The organism is Paenibacillus sp. Soil724D2 (assembly GCF_001427935.1).
In the GTDB taxonomy this organism is placed as follows: Bacteria; Bacillota; Bacilli; order Paenibacillales; family NBRC-103111; genus Paenibacillus_E.
In genome coordinates, this window is sequence record NZ_LMRY01000003.1 from 78790 (window position 1) to 104786 (window position 25997).

Consider the following 25997-nt stretch of genomic DNA (forward strand, 5'->3'; position numbering starts at 1 on the left):
AGAAAGTCTACGCTTGCGTGCTTTCTCTTCGATTTAAATAAGCTCTTAACAATAGCGATATCATGGGGAATGAAAGGACCGTTTGACCCCAAACATAAGAGGGTAGACTCGAGACTTGGATGATTCTCCCTTTCCGCCTAATCCAGGTCATCTTACCAATCAACTGCTCCGGTGCAATAGCTTCATCATGAGCTAAGTTGGTATCTCCCTTACAAAGGTAATGCAATTGCTCGTTCCTAGTTACTAATCGGCAAAAACGATGGGCGACTAAGTTGCCATGAGGTGTATGAAATAGGATGATATCGCCTTTCTTTATGTTTGCAGCCTCCGTGGATACAAAACGGCAGATATCCCCTTTTTTTATACAAGGATACATACTCGTTCCTCGAGCCGGAAGCTCGATCCATCCTCTCTTTTCCATTGCATGAGTAATAAGCTGTAGGAATTCCTTACGAAACTGCATATTGAACCAAGCCGCGTCCAATCATATCGTTCAAGAACGCTTCAATATCTTCTTCAACCGTTTCGTCGACAGATTCATACTCCTTCCGAATTGCTTCGCTAATGGAGCTTACCGTCTGAGCTGCGCCAAGCAATGACCAGCAAAATCCGCCCACTCCATTTAACTTCGTTAAGTTATACTCATCTGTGTTCAAAATAATCCATTCCATATCCAGTTGAATAGATTCATAATCATTCATCCGAAGGTACTGGGTCATTACAAAATCAACTCCCAAAATGTATTGTTTTTTTGAAAATGCAGCTCGTAAACTGGGACTGCGTTGACCACATGCTGCAGCAATTGGAGTATGTTCCCGGTTTCATCTGAGCTGTGAGACCAATAAAAGACTTTATCCATGAGATTAAGAAATCCGTTCGACTTATTAAGTGGAACGATATGATTATCGATTGCCTGATTCAATAAATAAATGCCTGCCAACGGACTTGATTCCTCTACGCCAGTTCTGTCCAGTTCACTTCGAAAAGGAGAATTAAAAACCGTAATCTGATCAGAGGTGATTTTCACAATTGTTGCTTCATCGGAAAAAAGTTCTCGGGGCTGCGATAACTTAGCGGCGGTAGACTTGCCTGCACCTGAGTGACCTGCAAACAGGTATGCTTTCCCCTTATCGATTGCGCAAGATGAATGAATTAATAGACCCCACTGATGGTAAACCAGATAGGAGCTATATAGATTCATCAATGCATGCTTTAATGCCAATTCATTATGTACAGATATTTTAGCATTACGATACTCCAAATCTGTCTCAATTAAGTAATCAGCCCTGCGAAAGGAAATGGTATTCGCTTCTTTGGTAATCGCCACGTTATAATCAACAAAAGGAATTCCATATCCCTCTGTTAGTTGAATAGAGAGATGGGGCTTAACCTTAGTTAGAGCTACTGCTGGGAAGTTCCGTTGAATCCAGTTCGTAATCGTTTCTGAATGGCATTGTATTTGAATAAAGTGCTCGCCAATTGTAGTATAAATGCGTTCCATGATACATCCCCTCGGGACTTATTGAAAATCGAGGTCAACGGCATTCTACCATTGACCCCCCTTGGACAAATTTACTTATTCTTACCGTTGCCGCCTCCGTTACCATTATGCGGTCCGGTGTACGGAGGGTTCGGATAATTAATACCACCATTCCCTGTACCCGGGTGATTCAGGTTACCGTGGCCCTTATTCCAGCTTTGAGCTGTCTCAAAACGAACCGGTTGTTGACTTAAAACCATGGGGCGCGCATACAATTTTTGTTCCCTCTTCGCATTTTCTTCCATCGTTTCACTCTCCTATCGTTTCAAAGTTTGGATAAGTCGTCTTGCTTCCCCAAAGGGTGTATCAATAATTTCGTATATACGAAGATATACCGTAGTTTCAAACCGATCCAAGTCGAAATTAATGGTCTGTGTTCCGCTAACCAATTTGTTCTCTCCCGTAAACGAAAGAACCTTCGTTACCATAATTCTGTTCTTGGCATCGGCCAATTCGAGCCTCATCTTGGAAAAGCTTTGATCTACGACGACTTCATCCTGAAGCTTGATATTGAAATCCAAATTCAGCTTATACGAATAGGGTAAACTTCCCGATCCCATATTGTAGTTGGCGCCTGTCGACCAATCATTCAAAGTAACTTGAAAAGGGTAGAAGGCAAGGGACTTATCGCTTGTCTCCTCCATAACCTTTGTTTTGAAGGCAGCAAGCGGAATGTTGTAGGGCTCAACACTCTTCGTATCCAAAATTTGCATGGCCAGCTGCTCGCCTGTTTCCGTGCTCGGTATGATAAAAGAATAGTAAATGACATAGCTTATATTCGGAATAAGCGTTTCTACCAGCGTACTTTGTCTGGTGCCTAAGTACTTATTACCGCTTTTGCTTGACAACTCCGCTTGGAACTGAGGAACCTGTAATGGATTTTCGCTATGATTGAGCAGCTTGAACTTAGCAACTGCTGCTTTAAAGCCCCCGCCAGCGCTCTCATGCAATTGCAAATCCACCATGGATACATCTACTTCAGGTCGAATCAACTTGTATAACGGATCAAACTTAATAGGTTTATTCCATTCATACTCCACTAATTGATTCAAAAAGTGCAGATTACTGGTAGCTCCCGGCAATGCAATCGTTAATCTACCTATTAAATAATTGTTGTGCGTCTTGTCATCCACCGCAAAGTCTTCGGGCGTCAAGATGGATAAGCTCTTCAGTTCCGTTGTATTCCTAACTGGAATGGCATAGTGGACATAATGCTGCTCGCCTGGTTCAAGTAACAGCTTATCTTGTTCCAACCTTTTGCCGGTATAAACCTTTTTGTCTGATACTCCGTTTATTCGAAAATCGGGTATCGTTGTTTTCTTATCCCCCTTATTCGTTGCAAGCAAACCTACAATCGTCATGGGTCCCTCTGGTGTATTCTGTTCATTAAGGCTAACCGGTTTGTATTCTATCGGGCTCGATAACACTGGAATCGTAAACGTATCTTCCCATTTCTTCGTCGTTGCTGGATCAGAAAGGACGGCCTTCTCCCCTTTCCATTCTATGGCGGATACAGGAATAGATATGATTCTCTTTTCTTCTTTGGGATAGACGAATTCATCCACATCCAACCACGAGAGTTCGGTCAATGAAAACGCGTCATACCGATCAACTACATTCATATAACTAAGCTCGGCAGTTTCTTTGGGTTGAATATTTTTGACATTAGCTTGACTAGGACGCATGATATATTCCAAGCCTTCTTGTGTCTTGACGCGAACCTCATATTCCGGGACCCCAGTCAAGCGATCTCCATTGTTAAATATGCGTACAACAGCGGCAATTCTTGTTCCTTCTGAGGTTGATTCATTTAAAATGCTTTTAACTTCCACCTTGATCGCATCGGTAAGTTGATAGCTAGTTGCACTCGATGACTGCGTGTATTTCTCATCTGCCAATGCATGAAAGGACGCAGATGGAATCACTAGAGAGACGGATAAGATGAACATGACCATCGTATGTTTCCAATTTATTTTCAATTCAAGTCACTCCATTTTTCATTATTGCTCTTCAATAGCCGTCATTTGGACTTTTTCTTTGTCTCTTAACTGATTAGGATTGGATTTAACGACCAAATCCCCTTCTTTGACTCCTGACAGCACTTCTTGATTAGGTTCATTTAGCCTGCCAAGTTGTACGCTGCGCTTCTCGACTATATCGCCCGATAGTACGAATACGAAGGCATCATCACCCTCTTTAACGATACTATACGTCGGAACAGTAGGAACGATTTGGTCTTTTTCCTCCGTCATTTGAATCCTTAGCTTCATGCCAGGCTTCAGGGTCAAATCTTTGTTAGGCACTTCTAAGTTGATTTCATAAGCTTTCGTTTGCGGGTCGATCACTTTGGAAAGATAACTAATTTTCCCTCGATACATCTGCTTAGTTCCTGCTATGTAGTAGGACAGCTCTGTCTTACCACTTAAGTGTCTCGTTTCTTCTTCCGATAGCTGTGCTTTAATTTTAATCGGATCCAATCTCTGAATGACACCAATGGTAGCGCCCGGCTGCAAGCTCATCCAGCCCTCTAACGGCATCTCCGATAACAAGCCGCTCACAGGGGCTTTTACTTCAAGGTTTTTCACGGTTTGATCAATCTGCTGTAAGGTAACTCGAGCATTTTTGAGCTGTGATTCCAACTCAGAAGTAGCATCAATCGGTTCCAAAGCGCTCAGTTTCTGCTTGAGCTGATCCAGATCCATGCGGGCATTCATCATTTGGTTTTCCATCTGATACAACTGGGCTTTCGTAACCAGACCGATATCATAGTCGTTCTTCATTTTATTGTAGTTCCGCAGCAAGGTCGTCATGCCTAGCTCCATTTTTTGAATGGTGTTACTCATTTCCAGCTTCTGGCTTTCCATTTCTTTTTTTGCTCTAATTTTTGCTTTTTCTATGGCTTCCTGAGCTGCTTTAACAGCAGCATCCGCTGCTTCTCGCTGAGCTGAGACCTCGCTTGATTTTAGTTTGACGATGACGTCTCCTTCTTGCACCATATCCCCGCGCTTTTTCAGGATTTGATCAACGTCCCCAGCCATCTTAGCTACCACGTCGAATTGAACGGAGGATTGAACTTCAGCCGCACGCTCGAGCGGATCTCCAATTTTTTGATTGATGACCTTAAATACTTTAACATTCTTCAACGCCTGTTCCTGAGATACAGAATTAGCATCCGGATTTAACGGAGCTGTATCTGAGCATCCGGCCAGAATTCCAATGCTTAGCGTCAAGATGCAGGCGGTTCTCACGACTCGCCGATGCGGCTTTCGTCTTTTTTGTCTCATTAGCTATAAACTCGCTCCCCTTACTTGCAATTTTTTACAGACAAAGGTTACAGATAAGTTTCCGCATGATGGTCTTTTATTTCGTTCATAACCACCCCAATCAGCTTGGCTTTCGCGAGCATAAGCTCTTCTTTCACCTTTTTGGCTGCGCCACGCTTCACCTTGCCATATTCCACAATGAGTAGCACCCCATCGCACTTGGTCGCCATTATTTTCGCGTCAGTTAACGTTAAGACCGATGGTGTATCCACAATGACCATGTCGTATCTGGTTCTCAATTCTGCTAAGAGATCATCCATAGATTTCGATGCTAATAAACTGGACGGATTCTGTTGCACAGGTCCTGTGGTCAAAATAGACAGATTTTCAATGATTGTTTCCCGTATGATCCCGTCCAATGCGTTCCGATTAACCAAATAATTCGTCAATCCAATACCATTATCTTCACCAAATGCAAGATGGATGGATGGATTTCGCAAATCCGCATCAAGCAGAATCACTTTTTTTCCGATCTGAGCATAAGCCACCGCCAAATTAACAGCAGTCGTCGTTTTCCCTTCACCACGGCCCGACGAAGTAATCGTAATCGTCTTCGCCTCGCGTCCGAAGACGGAGCATTCGATATTAAATCTTAAAGAACGATAAGCTTCTGAGGTGGAGGAATCCGGATGAATTTGCATCATAATCGCAGAATTATTGGATGGTTTTGGCATATGACGGTTCCCCTGCTTTTTTTCTAGATTTATTTTTTTGCTTGGTTCGCAATACTTTGTTTTTCACTTTTGGTATGTACCCTAATGTCGACACTTCAAATACCTGATGAATGTCTTCATCTGATTTTAACGTATCGTCTAATGCATCTAGCAGGAAGGTAAGCCCTATCATTACAGCTAAGGAGGCTACAAAGCTTAAAATGAGGTATTGATTTGATTTTTGGTTGATAGGTGTAGGATTGTCCTGTACTTTGGCTCTATTTAATATGGTGATATTATCAACTTTCATAATCTTGGGGATTTCGGATTGAAAGACATCCGAAACGGCGTTCGCTATTCTCGCTGCTCTTTCTTGGGAAAAATGCCGTACAACGATCGACATGACTTGCGTTTCATTGAGATTAGAAACATTGACGATTGAAATTAGTTGGTCTGTGGATACATTTAAATCGGGGTATCGTTGAACTACTTTATCCATAATAGCTGGGGTTCTAATGATTTCCTTATAGGTATTAATGAGGGACATGTTAACACCGATCGCTCCGTAATCGATTTGCTCCGTACCTGATTGATCCTGTTCAAAGGTTTTATTGACGATCAACTTGGTCGAAGCCTGGTAAATGGGCTGATAATGTGATGAGGTATACATAGCTGTTAGAATAGTCGTCACCAGTACGACTAAAACGATGAGCCACAAGCGCTTTTTTATAATCATTAAATATTCTTTAAAATTGATCTCCATGATTCCCCTCCGTAGGAAGTCTACTTTTGCATTCGGTAGCAAACCATTCATACTTTGATACTATTTGTATCATGATTATAGTACTACTTTAAGATACTTTTTGTATCATGTCAATACAATATTTGCTGTTTAGGTTCCAAAATGTATCAGATAAAATCCTCATAAAAAAAGAGAAGAATTCCTGTTTCAGGAGTCTTCTCTTGGATCTTTAACTCATCCCTATTGTCGTAATTCTACTTGAATCATTCGTTCGGTTTGAAAGGGTTAGAGCCTGCTGCAGAAGCATCGCAAGCAGCTTCCGCATCGAGCCTATACCAATTTTGCTCATAATATTAGCCAGATGAATTTTCACAGTTTTCTCACTGATGTAACAACTTTCAGCTATCTCACGGTTGGTGTATCCATGGGTAACAAGTAGAGATAGAATTTCCGATTCACGCTGCGTAAGGCCGTAATTCGCAAAAAACTGATGAAAAACCAGCTCTGGTTCCTTGGTTAGCTCCACATTTACGTAACTTTCATGTTCCGTAATCAACCTATTTGTCATCCGATAACTTCCTTTATATATATGTCTAATTGATTGTCAAACGATCTCATATTACAACTTCACTTATATGGATATGTCTTTCTCGACTTAGGTCCAGAAATGATTCGTCAATCTTAACAAGCGGGTTCGTATCATCCGTAGGATTAATATAAATGACTTCTCCCCAACGTCCGTCGGTTAGCTTTACAGTCCTGCCGATCAAATTCTGTATGATATTGGTAAGAAATACAGATACGATGTGGGGATCCAACTCTCCGAAAAAGCCTTTCCTCATCCGACTTACCACCTCGTAAAAGGGCATCATTTCGTGATAAGGCCTCTTCGATGACATCGCGTGAAAAACATCGGCAACAGCAACAATTCGGCTCATTCGATCCAACTGGCTATCCTTTAATTGCAAGGGGTATCCCGTGCCATCTGCCCGCTCATGATGCTGTAGCGCAACTAGCGCAACTCTGTAGTTAATCCCTACCGTTTCCTTAAGCATGTTATATCCTAGAATCGTGTGCCGCTTTATTTCGTCATACTCTTCGGTGGTTAATTTCCCCGGCTTCAATAGAATCTCTTGTGAAATCTTGATCTTACCAACATCATGCATCGTAGCTGCCAGTGATAATAACGCCACTTCATTGTCAGCCCAATTTAACCATTTGCCAATCAGCGTTGAGAGTATGCCTACACCAATATTGTGCTGATGCGTATACTCATCTTTCGCTTTGACAGCTTCAAATAATTGAAATAAATCGGGGTTCTCAGTAGTCTGCAGAACGATAGGAATCAAATCATTTTTGATTTCCAGCAGCGGGATCTTCTTCTGCGATTGAATACGCTCGAATAAGTCCTTGGCATATTGAGAAGCTTTTTGGACAAGGAGTTGAGAAGAATCTGGTGGGGATACAGAATCAAGCTTATGCTCATGCATGGTTGTCGTAGTGATACCCATAAAGTCAATGCGATGCTGCCGAAACAAATCCAAATGCTCTTGATTGAGAACCGATTGACTTGGCACTAAGACAAGTCCATGGCTTGTTGTCACATCGTATTTCAACATCTTACCCAATAGTTCTCTCAATAAAGCTCGCTCCAATTATTTCATAATATAACCATTTTCAATTATATACGACAAAATTAGTACAATCTATGGGTCGAAATCCCATATTTTATTGGAGAATGTAGGCTAAATCACCTACACCATTCCTATAAACCATCAAAAGTAGGACTATTGGTCTGCTTTTGATGTTCAATTGACGCCATATTCACATCGTGACATCCGTCTACCCTGCTGCATATAGTAAGTATCGACTAATCCGCTTCTACCTAAGGAGGAAATTGCGCAATGGCTTCAATTAACAAAAAAGATGAGCTTCGTGAATTGGAAACTGAATTAATACAGCCTGAAACTACTGAACAGTTCTACCCTGCTTCTTACCCACAAACTGCACCTTATCCATACGGCTATGCTGTACCGCAAGCTTACGCTTGGGTACCAGCTTATGATCCGCGCGGCTTAGGCGGCATGTTCGGACTTCCGGGTTTCCCTGGGCAACCTGGTCAGCCTGGCTTTCCCGAATCCGGCATGTCTCCTGGATTTCCCGGGCAGCCTGGTTTTCCTGGCCAGCCTGGCTTTCCAGGTCAATCCGGCTTCCCAGGCCAACCCGGCTTCCCGGGCCAACCTGGCTTCCCGGGCCAACCTGGCTTCCCAGGCCAACCTGGCTTCCCGGGCCAACCTGGCTTTCCTGGCCAACCCGGCTTCCCGGGCCAACAGCAAGGAGGAGAGCAAGCCCCCACTTCCGCGCCTCCAGCTTATACACCGCAGAAGCCGTTTAAAGCGGAAGGTGCCTCCGCTTATGCCGTAGACCCGGGTGGTATTCGCCGCTGCTTGTTTAATTTCACCTATGTCTGGCTCAGCAACGGTCAACAGTTCTGGTATTTCCCTACTTTTGTCGGACGCAATTCGATCGCAGGCTTCCGTTGGACTGGGTTCTCTTGGATGTTTTTCGGTATCGATTTGCGCTTCATCGACTCATTTACTTGTTAAAATAATACAAAAAGAAAACCCTGTGCCATTTTTTCATGTAGCGAGCTAGCTAGAAATAAATAAGCAAACTTAGTTTGCTTATTGACTCTAATATCGAAGCATCTCGTCATATTAGACCACAGTGCGTGCTTATTAGCTGTTAAACGTTAATTTCAGAGCGTATTAGCCAGAGATAAGCACACCTAGCTTGCCTATGTAATCATAACAGGGACTATTAAGACAAATAAGCAACTTCAGTTGCCTTACTCACTTCATGGACCCTAAATTCCTATATGTAAATAAAGAAGGCTGCCATTCTCATCAAGAGGATGACAGCCTTCTTTTCTTCAACCTTCCTGCCAAGTAAATCGGTATCCGATCCCAGGCTCCGTAAGGATATACTTCGGTCTTGTCGGGTCCTCTTCAATCTTTTTCCTCAGATGACCGACATACACTCTCAAGTATTGGCTGTCTGATTCATACTGCTGACCGCCCCAAACTTGTTTGAGCAATTGTTTATGTGTCATTACTCGTCCAGCATTCAAAGTAAGTACTTTCAACAAATCGTATTCGGTCGGTGTTAATTTGAGTTTCTCATCATTTAGCTCTACACTACGCTGAGATAAATCAATAACTAAATGACCCAGTTTCAACACTGGTTCATCCTGCGTCTTGGCGATATGCCGTAAGGCAACTCGCATGCGGGCCATAAATTCGCCCATGCCAAACGGCTTCGTTACATAATCGTCAGCGCCGCGATCCAATGCAGCAACTTTATCTTGCTCCTGGTCTTGAGCCGTAAGAATAATGATGGGCACCTGCGACCACTCACGGATATGCGCCAGCACTTCCATGCCCGTCATATCAGGCAATCCTAGATCTAAGACAATTAAATCAGGGCGCACCATCGTAGCCTGCAGCAAGCCTTCTTGACCGGTGGAAGCTTCAGCTGCTTCAAATCCGTGTGCAGTAAGAGTGACGCGCAGTAATTTTCGAATTTGCGGTTCGTCATCAATGATTAAGATCTTCGCCCCTGTGGTTGTCATTCCCATCCCCGTCTTTCTCAGCGAATTGTAAAGGCAAGCTTATCCGAATAACCGTTCCTCGATCCCCATTATTCATAGCTGCAATATGGCCGCCATGTGCTTCGACAATGCTTTTACAGATTGCAAGCCCTAGCCCTGTTCCTGGGATATGTTTGGTTAAATGGCCTCTATAAAATTTCTCGAATACCCGTTCCAAATCGCCTGAAGCAATGCCAGCACCCTCATCTTTGATGGTCAAATCAAGCATGTCTTGCTTGTGATCCGCTTCAATCACAATTTCACTTCCATCAGGCGAATACTTAATGGCATTACTAATCACGTTAATCAACACCTGTTCAATAAGAACCTCATCCATAGGCACTGATGGAAGATCTGGCGCAAGATGTATGTTTACTTTTCTGTGCAGCAAAGCGTCATTCAATTGCGTAAGCGCAACACCTACAATATCCTCTACCCCGCACCACTGTTTATTTAAACGCAGCATGCCGCTCTCAATCCGAACCATACCCAGTAAATTGCCTACTAACCGGTTCATCCGGGTAGCTCCCTCACGTGTCGTAAGCAATAACTCTCGTCGATCTTCAGGACTGAAGACGTCTTCCCCTTCTAGAAGTCCGGTTACTGAACCGATGATGGTTGCCAGAGGCGTTCGCAGTTCATGTGAAAGCGAGTCCAGCAGCGCGGTACGCAGCTTCTCTGATTCCGCGGTTAACTGCGCCACCTTGGCTTCATTCGCAAGTTTAACGCGAGATATCGCAACGGCTGCAAGATCCGAGAGTGCTTCGATGATCCGAATAAGTTCCGACATGTCTGACAGATTTCTATCGCCCACATGAACAGCAAGCACGCCATGGACCTGCTGATCCGTAGCTAAAGGGACATGCAGATCCGATGATTCCCCCAATGTAAGAGTCCCTCGACCCGCAATGGAATTATGCTTGTTCACCCATGCGGCTATAGACAGGTGGGATTCATCATAGGCCCAATCTCCGCCATCCTTGGAGTAGGCTTCCAACTCCTGTTCACCCAACTGGTTGGGTAAAATGATTGCAGCCTTGGCATCAAGCGTATCAGAAACATGCTGAACTATTTGATTAAGTAGGACATCTAAGTCTGAAATAGCGGTAATCTTACTACTTAGCGCATACAGAGCAGCCGTACTTGCTTCTCTCTGCTGAGCTTGATGAATTTGACTCCGCAGTTTAGAAGCTAAGTTTGCCGTTAGGGCAGCAACTGATAAAAAAACAATAAACGATATCAAATAACGCAGATCTGAAACCGTTAGACTAAAAGTGGGAGGTACAAACAAGAAATCAAACGATAAAACCCCCATTCCCGCAGCAAAAAAGGAAGGTCCCCTCCCCCATCGTACAGCACTAAAAAGAACAGGAAATAGATATAGAAGGGCAATGTTAACCAGACCAAAAAAAGGGCCAAAAGCTTTTAGAAATAAGGTTACAGCAGCAATAAAAAGAGCTGTATTAACATAAGATTTCCAGCTTCCAAATTCATTTGTTTTATTTACCATGTTTTCATTTTACCCTATTTCCAGAAGTTTGCCACATCTCATAATCGGCAACAATCAGCACATCCATCGTACTAGCAAGCGGCACAAGCCTTTTGACAATAGCGTCTTTCCACACAATGATTTGAGTGGCTCCCGCTTCACTTGCTCTGGAAGCAAACACCTGCGGAATTTGGTTGCGGTTAGCCACCTCTTGATACGAAAACTCGCCTCCAAGCCTATTCGTCAACCTCTCTAATGACTCTAGCTTCTGCTTCCACTCCTCTGCGCCTCCCATCGCAATAAAACTTACATGCCATATTGCTTTAAGTCGATGCGCAATCCGAAAGCCGCGACGAATTAAGCGATCGGCTTGTGAGATTTCCGTGACACACACGTAAATAACTTCTTTTCTTCGCCATGGGCCGCGAAGTGAGCTCTTGCGCTCCATAGATTCCAAACGTTCATCTACATCATCGGCGATTTCGCGAAGCGCGAGTTCCCGTAAAGCGATTAGATTCCCCGTTTTAAAGAAATTGTTCAACGCTTGATCTACCTTTACCATCGTATAAATCTTACCTTCTCTCATCCGAAGCTGTAAGGCCCCAGGGGCAACATCGACTAACTGCACTTCATCCGCCATACGAAGAATACTATCGGGAACCGTTTCCCGAACGCGAATACCCGTAATTTGTTCCACGGCATCATTTAAGCTTTCCAAGTGCTGTACATTAACGGTTGCAATGACCGATATACCCGCTTCCAGAATTTCCAGCACATCTTCATACCGTTTTTTATGCTTACTGCTGGGTACATTCGAATGGGCTAATTCATCAACCAAAACCACTTCAGGTCGAAGATGTATAATTGCTTCTGTATCCATTTCCTCCAGCTTTACACCTTGATACTTAATTTCTGCCCTGGGTATGACTTCAAGTTCGCCGATCTGTGCGACTGTCTCTTTTCTTCCATGGGTTTCAAGTAAGCCAATCTTCACATCAATCCCCTTTTTGAGCAGATCATTGCCTTCCCGCAGCATCGTATACGTTTTGCCGACTCCAGGGGCAGCTCCAATATAGACTTTAAATCTCCCGCGTTTGATTTTTTCGATTTTCTCCTCTACTTCTTGTTTGCTCAAACGCTTATATTTGTAAGGTTCCTTCAGCGAGTGGATATGGGCAGGCAGAATGCGCTCACCCTCCTGAGAAGCACGATCAGCAATCAAGAACACATCGATATTTCTAGTTCTTTTTAACACGCCATTGATGACCGATCCTTGTATAAAAGTTTGCCACTTTGTTTGCTTAGAATGACCTAACACAATGCGGGTTACATGATGAGCTATCGCATAGTCCACCAATATTTGAGGGATGCTGCGACGGTTCCGAAAAGGCAGTTCTTCAAATTTGCCGCCTACTTTTTGGACAAGCTTCATAATGGACCTGCGAAAAGCGGCCGCTTCTTTGATGAGCGGTTTATTGAAATTACGCAGCGTAACCACATGAAGATCACCATTCAATCGTTTAGCGATCTGTTGTCCTCTGCGCACATAAATAGAACCGTTCCAATGATACTGCGTCGTAACAAGGATGCGTTCTGTCGCTCCAGATGGACCCAGAATCCCCATTTGTTCGCGATGTTCTTCCAAAGAATCATTAACATCCTCGGCAACAAGACGAAGAGCCAGTTCTCGCAGCACGCCTAAATTACCGCGTTTGAATAAAGCCGTATCTTTATTCCCCTTTAAATGGCCTTCTTCCAATCGATTTAATATTGTTTCCGGCGTCGCGTCGATTAACCGAACCTCATCAGCGAGTTCCAACGTATCCGAGGGAACACAGTGTCCCACCTCAACACCTGTTAGTTTATGAGCAACCTCCATCGCCTCTTCCAGCTCATACACATTTACCGTGGTAATTACACTAATATCATTTGAAATTAAAAACTTGATATCGTCTAACCGTGACGGAAACCGTGCGCCTTCTCGATTACAATGAGCTAACCCATCTACAAGGACGACCTCCGGGTTTCTTTCGATTAATGCATCCAGATTGAGATCTTTTTGCTCGACCCCATCTTTGACCCAATGAATACTGGGGACCCTTTCCAGATCCCCCAATTGTTCTACGGTTTCCGGTCTTTGGAGCGTCGATACGGCGCAAATAACCACGTCGATCCCTTGCTGCTTAAGGTTCTGCCCTTCGCGAAGCATGTGATAGGTTTTACCTGAGCCACTGACTGCGCCGATATAGATTTTCAAGGTGCCGCGGTGCAGTTTAGAGATGGATAATAGAATTTCTTCCGGTGTTTTTCTTTTGAAACCATCCAAATGGCAACCTTCTCCCTATCCCTAAAATGGGCAGAAACCACTCTCATTATAAACGAGAGTGGCTGCCTGCTTACCTCACAATTTCACTTGCTTAAGCAGTTCCATATTTAATTCGGTCACATTGACTCTAGGCTCACCGAAAACCCCGAGTTGGCGCGTTTTTGAAAGCTTATCAACGAGGTCATTGAGATTTTTCTCAGAGATCCCCGTTTCCTTGCTAATTCTCGGCACTTGGGCTTTAGCCCCTTCCGGAGACAAATCCGGATCAAAACCGGAACCGGAGACAGTGACTAAGTCGGCTGGTATTTCCGTTAGATTAGGATTTTCTTGCTTCAAGGCATCAATTTTCTCTGCCATTGCCGCAGCATAATCGCTTGAAGCCACCGCTGTATTGGAGCCCGATGAGGCAGTCGGATCATACTTGGCAGCCGATGCTCTTGGTTGGAAAAGCTTTGGAGACTCAAAGGCTTGAGCCAGCAGTTCCGATCCTATCACGACACCGCCTGATTCTATGAGACTTCCATTCGCTTGTTTAGGGAATAGGATCTGAGCAACACCTGTCGTTGCGAGTGGATAGATAAGCCCACAGACGATCATGAAAAATATAGACACACGAACAGCTATCAAAACCGATTTCATAAAGCTATCTCCTCGTTTCTCTTTCTCTTTAAACGATATTTAATCCGTGAAGTACCATATCAATGATTTTAATCCCGATGAAGGGCACGACCACACCGCCTAGACCATAGAGCAGAATATTACGTGACAACAATTTATTTGCTGACATCGCCTGGTACTTAACACCCTTCATGGCAATAGGGATGAGCAGTGGGATGATGATTGCATTGAAAATGAGCGCTGATAAAATGGCCGATTCCGGCGAAGCCAGATTCATAATATTCAAGGCCTGCAGCTGCGGCATAGCTAAGATAAACATTGCAGGAATGATCGCGAAATACTTGGCAATGTCGTTGGCAATTGAAAATGTTGTTAAAGCTCCGCGAGTGATCAGCAACTGTTTACCTATCGAGATGACAGAAAGCAGCTTGGTCGGATCGGAATCCAAATCGATCATGTTGGCAGCTTCTTTCGCAGCCATCGTACCTGAATTCATCGCCAAACCTACATCGGCTTGAGCAAGCGCAGGAGCGTCATTCGTTCCGTCCCCTGTCATCGCTACCAGTTTACCTTCTTGCTGCTCTTTTTTAATCGCTGCAATTTTATCTTCTGGCTTCGCCTCAGCGATAAACTCGTCAACACCCGCTTCAAGCGCAATCGTCGCAGCTGTTAGCGGGTTATCCCCTGTACACATGACGGTTTTGATTCCCATGGCGCGAAGCTCAGCAAATCGTTCCTTCAAGCCAGGTTTTACCGTATCCTTGAGGTAAATAACGCCATAAATCCGTTCGTTAATTGCTACTGCCAGCGGAGTGCCTCCGGCTTTGGCAATTCGGTTTGTGATGGCTTCTAAATCACTAGGAATTTTCCCGCCTATAGCTGCTACATATTTCTTAATTGCGTCGACAGCACCTTTGCGGACTTGTTTACCATCCGTTAGATTAAGCCCTGACATTCGTGTTTCAGCAGTAAACTCCACCACTTCAGCATTTTGATAGCTATCTGCTTGCCACGTCTCCCCAAGCTTATTCGCAAGCTCCACAATGGAGCGTCCCTCAGGAGTTTCATCTTTCACTGATGCTTGCAGGGCAGTAAAGATGATGTCTTTAGCAGTTAATCCATTCACTGGGACAAACTCCGAAGCCATCCGATTCCCGAAGGTGATCGTCCCTGTTTTATCTAGGATCATCGTATCGATGTCGCCTGCAGCTTCAACCGCTTTACCTGACATGGCAAGTACGTTAAACTGTGTCACACGGTCCATACCAGCGATACCGATAGCTGACAAGAGACCTCCGATTGTAGTAGGAATGAGACAGACCAGCAGAGCAATCAGTGTGGAAATCTCCAATTTCACGTCCAAATACTTCGCCATCGGCACCATGGTCACAATGACAATTAAGAAGATCAAGGTCAGTACAGCAAGCAGCGTTGTTAACGCAATTTCATTCGGTGTTTTTTGTCGTTTGGCGCCTTCCACGAGTGCAATCATGCGATCTAAGAATGATTCACCGGGATCCGTCGTCACTTTGACAACGATAAAGTCAGAAGCGACCCGTGTTCCACCTGTTACGGATGAGAAGTCGCCACCCGCTTCCTTAATAACAGGAGCGGATTCGCCCGTAATCGCTGACTCATCAATTGAAGCTAAGCCTTCAATGATTTCACCGTCGGATGGGATGATCTCACCGATTTCAATGCGGACCACGTCTCCCTTACGAAGAGAAGTCGAAGACACTTCCTTATAAGAACCATCCTTTTGAACCAAACGAGCCATCGTATCTGATTTCGTCTTCCGTAATGAATCGGCCTGTGCCTTACCTCGCCCTTCAGCCAAAGCTTCCGCGAAGTTAGCGAAAAGCAAGGTGAAAAGCAAGATCAAAAACACAGCGATATTATAACCCCGCCCTACTTCTGTGGAACCAAACAGATCTGGTGCAAGTGAAAGCAGAAGCGTAATGACCGTACCGATTTCAACCACAAACATAACCGGATTTTTGATCATCACCCAAGGATTTAATTTTTTAAACGAATCAACGATAGCTTGATTCATGATTTCTTTTGTCATTGTTTTTTTACGTTCCACAGCCATGTAAATCCTTCCTCTCTATCTCGTTTATCCTTTAACGCGCAGCCAAGTGTTCAGCAATCGGCCCCAATGCTAGCGCCGGGAAGAACGTTAGAGCACCAATAACTAGAATAATCATGATTAAAATTCCCATAAATAAGGGTGTATTTGTGCGCAATGTGCCTGTCGTAACAGGAACTACACGCTTAGTAGCAAGTGAACCAGCAATGGCCAACATCACGATGATTGAAATGTAACGGCCAAACAGCATGACCATACCGATACCCAAGTTGTAAAAGTTCGTACTGGCGCTTAATCCACCAAAAGAGGAGCCGTTATTGGCAGCACCTGACGTGAAAGCATACAGCACTTCCGACAACCCGTGCATCCCCTGATTGGCTATCGAAGTAACGGATTCTGGCCGAATAAGCGCCCACGCTATCGGTGCCAAAATGATAAGCGGATGAATCAGAATAGCGATTGCCGCCAACTTCACTTCTTTCCCCTCGATCTTTTTACCTAAAAACTCTGGCGTTCGCCCAACCATAAGTCCACAAATGAAAACCGATAAAATGAGGTAAAGCAAGCCGTTTAACAACCCAACCCCCTTACCACCGAACACATTGTTCAACATCATTTCTGCAAAAGGAACGATACTTCCGAGCGGTGTGAGCGATTCATGCATCGCGTTTACACTGCCTGTTGTTGCAGCCGTGGTTACAGCTGTAAATAGGGCAGTCTCAGACAACCCGAACCTTACTTCCTTGCCTTCTATGTTGCCGTGTACACCCATCGCATCAACCGCAGTTATACCGCGATACTCGGCGTAGAATACCGTAGATAACATCACGATAAAAATGATCCCCATAGCAGCAAAGATCGTCCAGCCTTGCTTTTTGTTCTTAATCATTAGCCCGAATGCGTACACCAGAGATGTTGGCAGCAGCATCATACAAATAATATGGATTAAGTTAGACACAGGGGTTGGATTTTCAAAAGGATGCGCAGCGTTCGTACCGAACCAACCACCACCGTTCGTACCAATATGCTTAATGGATTCGAGCGAAGCCACTAACCCACGAGTAATTGTTTGCTGAGCGCCTTCAATTGTTGTAGCTTGTACGGCTCCCAGCAATGTTTGCGGAATACCTTGAAATACTAAGACTAAGGCAACAATGAAGCTAAGCGGTAGAAACACCCTTATAATCGCTCTGGTTATATCCACATAGAAGTTACCCAGATTATTTTGACGGCCAATTAAACCGCGAATAAATGCAACCGCCACTGCAAATCCAGTTGCAGCCGATGTAAACATGGGGAACGTAATCCCCACCATTTGAGAGAAGTAGGACAATGAATTTTCACCGCTGTATGCTTGCCAGTTCGTATTTGTAATAAAAGAAACAGCTGTATTAAAAGCTAAAGCCGGAGGCATATTACCAATGCTGTCTGGATTCAGAGGCAAGTATTTTTGAAGTCGAAATACCGCATATATCGAAAGCATCATGACCAAATTGAGTAATAAGACGGCTCCTACATACTTTTTCCAGCCCATTGCTTCCTCTTCTTTAACCCCCATCAAACGATAGGATACACGTTCAAAAGGACCAAAAACACGATCAAGACGACTCTTTTCATTTCCAAACACTTTAACCAAATAACTCCCCACAGGCTTCACCAAAAGTATGATAATACCCAGTGTAATGACCACCTGTAACAATCCCATACCCATAGTAGGTTCTCTCCTTGCTTATATAAGCTTATATTCTACGCTCAAAATTTCTCTGGTTTCACTAGAACAAAACCGAGATACACCATGATGGCAAATGCAATTAGTCCGATAACAATCATATGTTTGCCTCCTAAATGGATTGGTCAATAACCTCGTTGCAGTACATGAGCTCACGCTTTTTCACAATAGTTTGAAAACCCCCAAAATCCTAGAAATGTTAATGCCATTAATAAAACCATCGTTACATCGTTGTACATAACACACCTCCTTGAAGTCAGACAGAACCAAGTGCTTCCCTGAAACATTGTAACGCCGAACCGTATAAAAATGAGGTAAAGAATCTATAGCATCCGTATAAAAAAAGCATAAAAATGCTGAAATTAGAAAGAGATATACGCCACAGAATGCTCAAATAAGTAAGTGCGATCCGAAAGGAAGCTAAGTTCTTTTTTGCTCGCAGAACCCATTGTTTACATACAATCAACTCCATTTTGGGGCTTACCTTAATCCACGACCAAGGATAAGCTCAGAACCTCTAAAGACTCTTATCCCGCTCCTTTAGTCACTTTCTTCGCAAATAGAAGCTCCCAAAGGCTCTTATTTCTCTGAGTAGCTAGCTTTCCCACCCTATCATCGACAAATAAGAGCCCCTAAAGGCTCTTATCCCGCTACTTTAGCCACTTTCTGCGCAAATAGAAGCTCCCAAAGACTCTTATTTCTCTGAGTAGCTAGCTTTCCCACCCTATCATCGACAAATAAGAGCCCCTAAAGGCTCTTATCCCGCTCCTTTAGCCACTTTCTGCGCAAATAGAAGCCCCCAAAGGCTCTTATTTCTCTGAGTAGCTATCTTTCCCACCCTATCAACGACAAATAAGAGCCCCTAAAGGCTCTTATTCCGCTACTTTAGCCACTTTCTGCGCAAATAGAAGCTCCCAAAGGCTCTTATTTCTCTGAGTAGCTAGCTTTCCCGCCCTATCAACGACAAATAAGAGCCCCTAAAGGCTCTTATCCCGCTCCTTTAGCCACTTTCTGCGCAAATAGAAGCTCCCAAAGGCTCTTATTTCTCTGAGTAGCTAGCTTTCCCACCCTATCAACGACAAATAGGAGCCTCTGAAGGCTCTTATCCCGCTCCTTTAGCCACTTTCTGCGCAAATGGAAGCTCCCAAAGGCTCTTATTTCTCTGAGTAGCTATCTTTCCCACCCTATCATCGACAAATAAGAGCCCCTAAAGGCTCTTATCCCGCTCCTTTAGCCACTTTCTGCGCAAATAGAAGCTCCCAAAGACTCTTATTTCTCTGAGTAGCTAGCATTCCCGCCCTATCAACGACAAATAAGAGCCCCTAAAGGCTCTTACCCCACTCCTTTAGCCACTTTCTACGCAAATAGAAGCTCCCAAAGACTCTTATTTCTCTGAGTAGCTACTATGAAGTCACCCTACTATTTTTTCAAATGATACGGCACGGTCGTTACGATAAGATTCCTTCTGTAAAGCAGGAAAGCCCTAATAAGTAAGCTGGATTGATTATGGAGAATATTCTGCCAGCTTTTCTTAGGAATAAACTGCGGGATTAGGACGGTGACCCGAAAATTGGATTCAGCCGCCTTATGCTCGACCGTATCAATAAATTTCGTCAATGGTTGAACAATGCTCCGATATTGGGAATGCAAGGTCACCAGCCTGATATCGGGTTGCCACGTATTCCATTTCTCCTCAAATTGTTTCTCGGCGTCTCGTTCGAAAGCCACATAAACGGCGATGATCTGATCAGGCGAAAGGGATTTGGCATAATTCAAGGAGTTCTCTACCACATGCGTAATGCCCGCAACAGGCACAATCATCACATTTCCTTCAATAGGAATCGCTGGTTCACAAGTTGTAATTCGTAATTGTTCGCCAACGGCCTCGTAGTGTTTTTTGATTTGATGAAAAATAAAAACAATAAGGGGCAAGAAAATGAGTACGGACCATACCTGCCCAAACTTGGTAATAAAGAAAATCATCATGACCGTAAAGCTCATGAATGCTCCAACTAAATTAATCGTTAATTTAACCATCCAGCCTTTCGGTTTCTCACGGATCCATTTCATCAGCATGCCCGTCTGAGCTAAGGTAAATGGAATGAACACCCCGACAGCATACAGAGGGATTAAATGCTCTGTTTTTCCTTTGAAAAGGATGATTAACAAGATCGATGTAACCGCCAGGAAAATGATCCCGTTTGAATACCCCAGCCGATCTCCTCTAATCGTAAACATCCTTGCTATAAATTTATCCTTAGCCAGATTAACAGCTAGTAAAGGGAAAGCAGAATACCCCGTATTCGCAGCGAGAACAAGAATCATAGCGGTTGTACCTTGGATGATGTAATACATGAAATTTCTGCCGAACGTTGCAGCAGCAATTTGTGAGACAACCGTTTCCTTTTCTTTAGGAGATATCCCATAGTAATATGCTAGATAAACGACTCCCGCAAATAAAATGGCAAGTAACAAGCCCATAGCCATCAATGTTTTGGATGCATTTTTTGGAGCTGAATCTTCAAAGTTTGGAATGGCATTAGAGATAGCTTCAACCCCTGTTAAAGCAGAACTGCCCGATGAGAATGCTCTTAGTAATAGAAACAGGGAGATTCCTGCAACAGGCGTACCAATTGGTGCATGCAGTTCAGCTGAGACATTCCCAGTTACAATGTTATATAATCCGACACCAATTAAGATAAACAAAGCCAGAACAAATAGATACACAGGATAAGCTAAAATAGAAGCCGACTCCGTTATCCCCCTGAGATTTAAGATCGTAATGAATATAACCAAAGCAATGGCAATAACTACATTATAAGGGTGTAAGTGCGGAAAGGCAGAAGTAATGGCATCCGTACCAGCCGAGATACTGACCGCCACCGTTAGTATGTAATCAACTAAAAGAGATCCTCCTGCAAATAAACCCGCGTTCATCCCGAGATTTTCTTTCGATACGACATAGGCCCCGCCTCCGTGCGGATAGGCATATATGATTTGTTGATATGACAAAATAAGTGCTAATAAAAGAAACAGAACGCCTATTGCGATAGGAATTGTGTACCAATAAGCTGCAGTACTTACAGTAATCAAAACGAGTAGAATCTGCTCAGGCCCATAAGCAACGGATGATAAAGCGTCGGAAGAGAGGATAGCTAAAGCTTTCTTTTTATTAAGCTTCTGTTCCCCTAGTTCGTTTGACTTTAATGGCTGACCGATTAAAAATCGTTTAATTACAGATAACATGATTTACACCTGCCATGTTTTTTTAAGTTCATTTCATTTTACCCAATTGTGTGACAAAAGAATCATAAATTTTGGGAACAGATCTTCAACTTAAAATAATCAAACTCGGATGCAGCAGCAGACAAAGGATATTTTGAACGATCGAGCGAGCTGACAAAAGTAGTGTTTTTTCATCAAAGGATTCGACAAGACTCAAATTGAATAAATATCGTACTACACATAGAAAGGTTGTGGCTTCCGTGTACTCACACGAAGATTTAATTTCAGTTCGACTAGGGATCATGCTCATTGTGGTTCCAATACTGGGCGTCGCATCACTTTATTTGATTAGTTAAATTGTTAAACATAAGAGCCTTACACTCCACACGAAAGGTTGTGCAGCCTTGAAACGGATTTTCTGGTGGCTCAAACCGAAGTCAGTGAATGTAATGGGGTACATTCGGCTTCACGGAACTTGGTATGTGATACATGAGTAGAATACATAGCAGCATGAATATGGACTGCAACTATTACTGTAAAGCCCTTCGGGGCTTTTTTTAATTCGCGGTTAAAAACAAAAAAACGACCCAGCGCCATTAAAGGCGTTGGATCGTCTTTTGAATACAAGTGAGAGTATTGAACTAAGATTTTAAAGCTGGGATGCGGTCGGAGGGATTTGAACCCTCACGCCTTGTGAGCGCCACCCCCTCAAGATGGTGTGTCTGCCGTTCCACCACGACCGCGAGGTAGTAAAGTAAAAATGACCCGTAGGGGACTCGAACCCCTGTTACCTCCGTGAAAGGGAGGTGTCTTAACCACTTGACCAACGGGCCACGAATGTCAGTAAGCCTTTGCAGCCCATTTTGACGACAATTGTAATTATAATAGATTCTGTCGCAGTTGACAAGTACAAAATCTGGAATGCTTATGGGCAAATATGGTATGCTGAGTCCAATTCAAAATACTCGAGGTGCTTGTCATTCATGCTAATTTATGAATCTACCCATGGAACGGTCCATGAGGAAACGGTACGCGTTCCCGGTCCGAACGAAGTAGCTTGGGTGCGAATGGAGAACCCCTCTCCTGACGAGGTTAAACATGTCTTAGGCGACTTATACAAGTGCCACCCTCTACTCGTTGAGGATGCGATTAAGCTGAACCAACGACCGAAGATGGATACATATAAGAATCACGTTTTCTTAACCTTTTTCGCGGTATCCAAGCAGCTTGAGCCACAGGAAATAGGGATCGTGATCGGATCAAATTTTGTGATAACCGTATACAAGGACAACCTCCCCTTCATAGATCAGCTATACCATACCTGCCAAGAAGTCGAAGATCGATTACGTCATCCAGGAGCCATTCTTCATGCGATTCTCGATCGTTGTGTCGATGATTATTCCATCGTTGCGGATCATTTTGATGATCGCCTGAATAGCATGGAACAGGCCGTGTATAGCAACCCTAGGATTCGCATAGCACAGGATATTTTCCAACTCAAACGAACTATGCATCAGCTGCGCCGCGTCATTGTGGAGGAACGAATTACCCTTTCCGCTATCGCGCACCACTCCTTCCCCTACACACGTGAAGAAGATGATGTCTATTTCCTGGATATTATGGATCACATCTCACGAGTCGTGGATTCTTTGGACATTTTCCGGGAATCGCTAACTGGTCTTCTCGAGCTCCAAATGAGTATGAAGTCCGACCGGATGAATGAAATTATGAAGACTTTGACGATCTTTAGTACGATCTTTCTTCCTCTGACTTTTATCGTCGGACTGTACGGTATGAATTTCAAATATATTCCCGAGCTGAGTTGGGATTATGGGTATCTGTATGTCTGGATTCTAATGCTCATCTTAAGCGGTATTATGTGGTACTACTTCAAACGTAAGCATTGGTTTTAACGAAAAAAGGCACTCCACCGTGAACCACCAATCACAGGGAGTGCCTTTTTAGCAGCTATTTCATTTTAAAGTAAGCAACAGATTCATTCAAAGTATTTACTACAGACCTGAGCTGTTCGGAGGCAGCAGCAATATTCTGCATCATCGCTAACTGCTCCTCAGTTGCAGCAGCAACCCCTTGGGATTTGTTCAAAATATGCGTGGAACTCGCTGCCGCTTGGTCCATAGTCGCAGAAATCTCCTCGGAGCTTGCCGACATTTGCTGGGTGATCGCCGAAGTCTCATGAATTTGGGTCACAATGTGTGTCACCGATTGCATGATAGTATGGAAGCTTTGGTTCACTTCCTGCATCATGCTCGATCCGGCACTAGCCTCCTGCTTGGTTGCATTCATGGAATTAGAAACACTGGCGATCTCGACTCTCGTCTCATGAATCAACTGATTAATTCCCTCTGCTGACTCGATAGATTGCGAGGCAAGCTTACGAATCTCATTCGCAACAACGTTGAACCCTTTGCCGTGCTCACCCGCTCTAGCTGCCTCGATGGAAGCATTCAGTGACAACAGATTCGTTTGATTCGCAAACGTGGTAATGCTCGATGCAATAAGACCAATCTCATCGGATTTACGTGTTAAGGATTGTACCGTTTGTGAGAGCTGCTCGACCGATTTCAGCATGTTCACGATCTGCTGCTGCAGCTTCCCAAGCAAGTCATTGCCAAGTTCGGCATGACGTGAAGTTAGGGAGGAGTGCTCTGCCATAACGCCTGAATTTTCAGCCACCCTTTGAATCCCAATTGCCATTTCCTCAATCGCTCGGCTCGTTTCTGCGCTGCTTCTTGCCTGCGTCTCGACGTCCTGCGTCATTTCTTGAATACTGGTAGCGACATGCTCAGAGGCCGTTGCCGATTCCTTAGAACTATCTGAGAGCTCGATGGAAGCGTCATGTACGAACTGCGTATTGTGAGCGATCGTACCGATCAACCCTTTAATTTTCGAAACCATAATATCTACTGATTCTGTAATTTTCCCTAGTTCGCACTTGGTATACTTAACCTGAGGCTCATGACGAAGATCTCCTGCCGCTACTTGGCCGGTAATTTTCACGATGTTTTTGACCGTTTTCATTATTTGACTAATAACCATCCAGCCTGCTGTCATGAGCAAAATGATAATAATTGCGATAGATATGTAGATCGTTTTTGCCATTTTATCATTTTGATTCTCAATCTCTTCAATACTTGATTTCGCATAGGCATCCAAAATTTCACCAATTTGATTCATGCCCTCGCGGCCTTTTTCGAAAGTTGCTAATAATTTAGCGTCATTAATAATCCCTTTTCCTGTGCTCGAAGACTGAACAACAGCATTCGCTTCTTTCGCCCATTGGTCAAAAGACGTATGAAAGCCAGCTATGTTCTGCTCAATGGTTAGCTTCGTCTCTGTATGTGCTGTTTGTAATAACTGTTTAGCATTCATAATATCAGCTGCTTGTCCAACCCTTGTATTCGTTTGATCGATATTGTCTTTTAAAGCTTTAAGCTGCTTCGTCTTCTCTTCCGCAGTTAACGTTCCCGAAACCAACAGCTGGTAGGCTGTCAATGCCTGATACATATCACGATCGGCATTCAAGATAAGCGAAGTGCTTTTATTCGTGGTTTCATAAAGGGATGAAGCCAATACTTTCGTATTGGACTTACTTTGCTGCAGCAAAAACACACTTGTGCCTAAATACAGCATGGATGGAACTATTAGCAATAAAAGGAGTCGTACACGTATAGATAACAATTTTGCCACAAAATTTGCCCCCATCATTCATCTATTTTTGATTACTATAACGGAAAATCATTTGATAGATGTTAGAAAACTGTTAAAAATGAATGTGATTACCTAACAAAAATAAGCTCAACGGCATGAATGCCATTGAGCTTATTTCCAGCTAATTCGGATACGGAGAGAGAGGGATTCGAACCCTCGCACCGCTTACGCAGTCTAACCCCTTAGCAGAGGGTCCCCTTATAGCCACTTGGGTATCTCTCCAAAGATATGGCTCCCCGAACAGGACTCGAACCTGTGACAACTCGATTAACAGTCGAGTGCTCTACCAACTGAGCTATCAGGGAATGAACAAGTTTTATTTTATTATGAAGGCGTCCCTAAGTCAAGTGTATACGATTTCAATTTTCCCTTACATTTTCCACATGCATATTTCCGTACATCCATTTTGCGTTTGCGGAAGTATTCGGTTTTGCAATTGACGCATTCCAGCCTATATTTATAGGACTGTTTCTGGGGAGCCCGCGGCAGCGAACGACAGAACCGGGTACCTCCGACTTGCGCCAGCAAGGTTTTGAAATCATTGTCGCGATGCTGGTAGCCACGCTTTAATATATGCAAATGATAATGACAAAGTTCGTGCTTAATGATCTTCTCAATCTCATCTCGTCCAAACGTCTCCCACTGCATCCAACTGATTTCGATATCATGGGATTTGGTAAAATAACGCCCGCCCGTCGACCTTAACCTCCGGTTAAATCGCGCCTGATGTACAAAAGGCCTCCCAAACGATGCCATAGAGATCTGCTCGATCCATTGCTGCAGCTCCCGATCCTCCATCCCCATTCGCTCCTTTGACAAGTTCTCACTTGAATTTGTACCGTATGTACGGCTATACTGTCAAGTAGAAAAGAAGATCGAAAG

Annotated in this window: 22 protein-coding genes and 4 tRNA genes; 2 read left to right on the top strand and 24 right to left on the bottom strand. The window is 43.8% G+C overall.

From position 1 onward, the window contains the following. Nucleotides 1-7: 7 nt before the first annotated feature. The 10 genes from ASG85_RS39805 to ASG85_RS05365 all read right to left on the bottom strand — a co-directional run bounded on the left by ASG85_RS39805 (nt 8) and on the right by ASG85_RS05365 (nt 7898). The gene (locus ASG85_RS39805) at nt 8-463 is read right to left on the bottom strand and encodes a signal peptidase I (RefSeq protein WP_060645560.1); all 456 of its coding nucleotides are present in this window, start codon (nt 461-463) and stop codon (nt 8-10) included. After that, nucleotides 450-719, bottom strand: coding sequence for a PqqD family protein (locus tag ASG85_RS05325; protein ID WP_057305000.1), 270 nt, complete (start codon nt 717-719; stop codon nt 450-452). The genes ASG85_RS39805 and ASG85_RS05325 overlap by 14 nt, the downstream gene beginning before the upstream one ends. After that, on the bottom strand, nt 719-1501 hold the full coding sequence (locus ASG85_RS05330; RefSeq protein ID WP_060645561.1) for a hypothetical protein: 783 nt from the start codon (nt 1499-1501) through the stop codon (nt 719-721). The genes ASG85_RS05325 and ASG85_RS05330 overlap by 1 nt, the downstream gene beginning before the upstream one ends. A 71-nt stretch (nt 1502-1572) precedes the next feature. Next, nucleotides 1573-1785 (bottom strand): hypothetical protein, encoded by a 213-nt coding sequence (locus tag ASG85_RS05335; protein ID WP_057304998.1) that lies wholly within the window; start codon nt 1783-1785, stop codon nt 1573-1575. 12 nt (nt 1786-1797) lie between these two features. Beyond that, nucleotides 1798-3519 carry a hypothetical protein gene (locus tag ASG85_RS05340; protein WP_057304997.1) on the bottom strand — a complete coding sequence of 574 codons (1722 nt, stop codon included), beginning with the start codon at nt 3517-3519 and terminating at the stop codon, nt 1798-1800. Nucleotides 3520-3540: 21 nt separating this feature from the next. Continuing rightward, entirely contained in the window at nt 3541-4824 is a 1284-nt protein-coding gene (locus ASG85_RS05345) for an efflux RND transporter periplasmic adaptor subunit (protein WP_060645562.1), read from the bottom strand. A 47-nt stretch (nt 4825-4871) separates the two neighbouring features. Further along, nucleotides 4872-5537, bottom strand: coding sequence for a CpsD/CapB family tyrosine-protein kinase (locus tag ASG85_RS05350; RefSeq protein ID WP_057304995.1), 666 nt, complete (start codon nt 5535-5537; stop codon nt 4872-4874). Next, nucleotides 5518-6279, bottom strand: a complete 762-nt coding sequence (locus ASG85_RS05355) for a YveK family protein (RefSeq protein WP_060645563.1) — start codon at nt 6277-6279, stop codon at nt 5518-5520. The genes ASG85_RS05350 and ASG85_RS05355 overlap by 20 nt, the downstream gene beginning before the upstream one ends. 208 nt (nt 6280-6487) lie before the next feature. Next, nucleotides 6488-6826, bottom strand: a complete 339-nt coding sequence (locus ASG85_RS05360) for a helix-turn-helix domain-containing protein (protein WP_057304993.1) — start codon at nt 6824-6826, stop codon at nt 6488-6490. A 46-nt stretch (nt 6827-6872) separates the two neighbouring features. Continuing rightward, the gene (locus ASG85_RS05365; RefSeq protein WP_057304992.1) at nt 6873-7898 is read right to left on the bottom strand and encodes an HD-GYP domain-containing protein; all 1026 of its coding nucleotides are present in this window, start codon (nt 7896-7898) and stop codon (nt 6873-6875) included. Between the two features lie 504 nt (nt 7899-8402). Between ASG85_RS05365 and ASG85_RS37615 the strand changes: the two genes are divergently transcribed. Further along, nucleotides 8403-8864, top strand: coding sequence for a collagen-like protein (locus ASG85_RS37615; RefSeq protein WP_057305124.1), 462 nt, complete (start codon nt 8403-8405; stop codon nt 8862-8864). A gap of 326 nt (nt 8865-9190) precedes the next feature. Here ASG85_RS37615 and ASG85_RS05375 read toward each other — a convergent pair whose 3' ends face one another. The 10 genes from ASG85_RS05375 to ASG85_RS05415 all read right to left on the bottom strand — a co-directional run bounded on the left by ASG85_RS05375 (nt 9191) and on the right by ASG85_RS05415 (nt 22216). Further along, nucleotides 9191-9889 (bottom strand): response regulator, encoded by a 699-nt coding sequence (locus ASG85_RS05375; RefSeq protein ID WP_060645564.1) that lies wholly within the window; start codon nt 9887-9889, stop codon nt 9191-9193. Then, nucleotides 9855-11417: a DUF4118 domain-containing protein gene (locus tag ASG85_RS05380; RefSeq protein ID WP_060645565.1), complete on the bottom strand. Its 1563-nt coding sequence runs from the start codon at nt 11415-11417 to the stop codon at nt 9855-9857. Before ASG85_RS05380 ends, ASG85_RS05375 begins: the two co-directional genes overlap by 35 nt. A 4-nt stretch (nt 11418-11421) precedes the next feature. Next, complete coding sequence (locus tag ASG85_RS05385; RefSeq protein ID WP_060645566.1) at nt 11422-13722, bottom strand: histidine kinase; 2301 nt, start codon at nt 13720-13722, stop codon at nt 11422-11424. A gap of 75 nt (nt 13723-13797) precedes the next feature. Beyond that, nucleotides 13798-14361: a potassium-transporting ATPase subunit KdpC gene (gene kdpC, locus ASG85_RS05390; RefSeq protein ID WP_060645567.1), complete on the bottom strand. Its 564-nt coding sequence runs from the start codon at nt 14359-14361 to the stop codon at nt 13798-13800. Between the two features lie 28 nt (nt 14362-14389). Next, nucleotides 14390-16432, bottom strand: a complete 2043-nt coding sequence (gene kdpB / locus ASG85_RS05395) for a potassium-transporting ATPase subunit KdpB (protein ID WP_060645568.1) — start codon at nt 16430-16432, stop codon at nt 14390-14392. Nucleotides 16433-16463: 31 nt separating this feature from the next. Continuing rightward, entirely contained in the window at nt 16464-18134 is a 1671-nt protein-coding gene (kdpA, locus tag ASG85_RS05400) for a potassium-transporting ATPase subunit KdpA (protein ID WP_060645635.1), read from the bottom strand. A gap of 47 nt (nt 18135-18181) precedes the next feature. Beyond that, nucleotides 18182-18259, bottom strand: a complete 78-nt coding sequence (locus tag ASG85_RS39810; protein WP_082562338.1) for a potassium-transporting ATPase subunit F — start codon at nt 18257-18259, stop codon at nt 18182-18184. Between the two features lie 1318 nt (nt 18260-19577). Continuing rightward, the gene (locus ASG85_RS05405) at nt 19578-21404 is read right to left on the bottom strand and encodes an APC family permease (protein ID WP_060645569.1); all 1827 of its coding nucleotides are present in this window, start codon (nt 21402-21404) and stop codon (nt 19578-19580) included. A gap of 640 nt (nt 21405-22044) precedes the next feature. Then, nucleotides 22045-22126: transfer RNA gene (locus ASG85_RS05410), tRNA-Leu, on the bottom strand. Between the two features lie 18 nt (nt 22127-22144). Further along, nucleotides 22145-22216: transfer RNA gene (locus ASG85_RS05415), tRNA-Glu, on the bottom strand. A 150-nt stretch (nt 22217-22366) separates the two neighbouring features. Between ASG85_RS05415 and corA the strand changes: the two genes are divergently transcribed. Next, the gene (corA, locus tag ASG85_RS05420) at nt 22367-23296 is read left to right on the top strand and encodes a magnesium/cobalt transporter CorA (RefSeq protein ID WP_060645570.1); all 930 of its coding nucleotides are present in this window, start codon (nt 22367-22369) and stop codon (nt 23294-23296) included. A 55-nt stretch (nt 23297-23351) separates the two neighbouring features. Here corA and ASG85_RS05425 read toward each other — a convergent pair whose 3' ends face one another. From ASG85_RS05425 to ASG85_RS05440, 4 genes are all read right to left on the bottom strand, one after another. Continuing rightward, nucleotides 23352-25094 carry a methyl-accepting chemotaxis protein gene (locus ASG85_RS05425; RefSeq protein ID WP_060645571.1) on the bottom strand — a complete coding sequence of 581 codons (1743 nt, stop codon included), beginning with the start codon at nt 25092-25094 and terminating at the stop codon, nt 23352-23354. Nucleotides 25095-25248: 154 nt separating this feature from the next. Beyond that, nucleotides 25249-25337: transfer RNA gene (locus tag ASG85_RS05430), tRNA-Ser, on the bottom strand. Between the two features lie 7 nt (nt 25338-25344). Beyond that, nucleotides 25345-25420 (bottom strand) — tRNA-Asn (locus ASG85_RS05435). A 19-nt stretch (nt 25421-25439) separates the two neighbouring features. Continuing rightward, the gene (locus tag ASG85_RS05440; RefSeq protein ID WP_060645572.1) at nt 25440-25913 is read right to left on the bottom strand and encodes a SprT family protein; all 474 of its coding nucleotides are present in this window, start codon (nt 25911-25913) and stop codon (nt 25440-25442) included. Between the last annotated feature and the right edge of the window lie 84 nt (nt 25914-25997).

What these genes read in the sequence shown, in the direction of transcription:
- ASG85_RS05380 (WP_060645565.1), bottom strand. Translation starts at nt 11,417, where the DNA reads ATGGTAAATAAAACAAATGAATTTGGAAGCTGGAAATCTTATGTTAAT.
- ASG85_RS39805 (WP_060645560.1), bottom strand. Translation starts at nt 463, where the DNA reads ATGCAGTTTCGTAAGGAATTCCTACAGCTTATTACTCATGCAATGGAA.
- ASG85_RS05325 (WP_057305000.1), bottom strand. Translation starts at nt 719, where the DNA reads ATGACCCAGTACCTTCGGATGAATGATTATGAATCTATTCAACTGGAT.
- ASG85_RS05375 (WP_060645564.1), bottom strand. Translation starts at nt 9,889, where the DNA reads ATGACAACCACAGGGGCGAAGATCTTAATCATTGATGACGAACCGCAA.
- ASG85_RS37615 (WP_057305124.1), top strand. Translation starts at nt 8,403, where the DNA reads ATGTCTCCTGGATTTCCCGGGCAGCCTGGTTTTCCTGGCCAGCCTGGC.
- ASG85_RS05345 (WP_060645562.1), bottom strand. Translation starts at nt 4,824, where the DNA reads ATGAGACAAAAAAGACGAAAGCCGCATCGGCGAGTCGTGAGAACCGCC.
- ASG85_RS05350 (WP_057304995.1), bottom strand. Translation starts at nt 5,537, where the DNA reads ATGCCAAAACCATCCAATAATTCTGCGATTATGATGCAAATTCATCCG.
- kdpC (WP_060645567.1), bottom strand. Translation starts at nt 14,361, where the DNA reads ATGAAATCGGTTTTGATAGCTGTTCGTGTGTCTATATTTTTCATGATC.
- kdpB (WP_060645568.1), bottom strand. Translation starts at nt 16,432, where the DNA reads ATGGCTGTGGAACGTAAAAAAACAATGACAAAAGAAATCATGAATCAA.
- ASG85_RS05360 (WP_057304993.1), bottom strand. Translation starts at nt 6,826, where the DNA reads ATGACAAATAGGTTGATTACGGAACATGAAAGTTACGTAAATGTGGAG.
- ASG85_RS05440 (WP_060645572.1), bottom strand. Translation starts at nt 25,913, where the DNA reads ATGGAGGATCGGGAGCTGCAGCAATGGATCGAGCAGATCTCTATGGCA.
- corA (WP_060645570.1), top strand. Translation starts at nt 22,367, where the DNA reads ATGCTAATTTATGAATCTACCCATGGAACGGTCCATGAGGAAACGGTA.
- ASG85_RS39810 (WP_082562338.1), bottom strand. Translation starts at nt 18,259, where the DNA reads ATGATTGTTATCGGACTAATTGCATTTGCCATCATGGTGTATCTCGGT.
- ASG85_RS05335 (WP_057304998.1), bottom strand. Translation starts at nt 1,785, where the DNA reads ATGGAAGAAAATGCGAAGAGGGAACAAAAATTGTATGCGCGCCCCATG.
- ASG85_RS05330 (WP_060645561.1), bottom strand. Translation starts at nt 1,501, where the DNA reads ATGGAACGCATTTATACTACAATTGGCGAGCACTTTATTCAAATACAA.
- ASG85_RS05405 (WP_060645569.1), bottom strand. Translation starts at nt 21,404, where the DNA reads ATGTTATCTGTAATTAAACGATTTTTAATCGGTCAGCCATTAAAGTCA.
- ASG85_RS05355 (WP_060645563.1), bottom strand. Translation starts at nt 6,279, where the DNA reads ATGGAGATCAATTTTAAAGAATATTTAATGATTATAAAAAAGCGCTTG.
- kdpA (WP_060645635.1), bottom strand. Translation starts at nt 18,134, where the DNA reads ATGGGATTGTTACAGGTGGTCATTACACTGGGTATTATCATACTTTTG.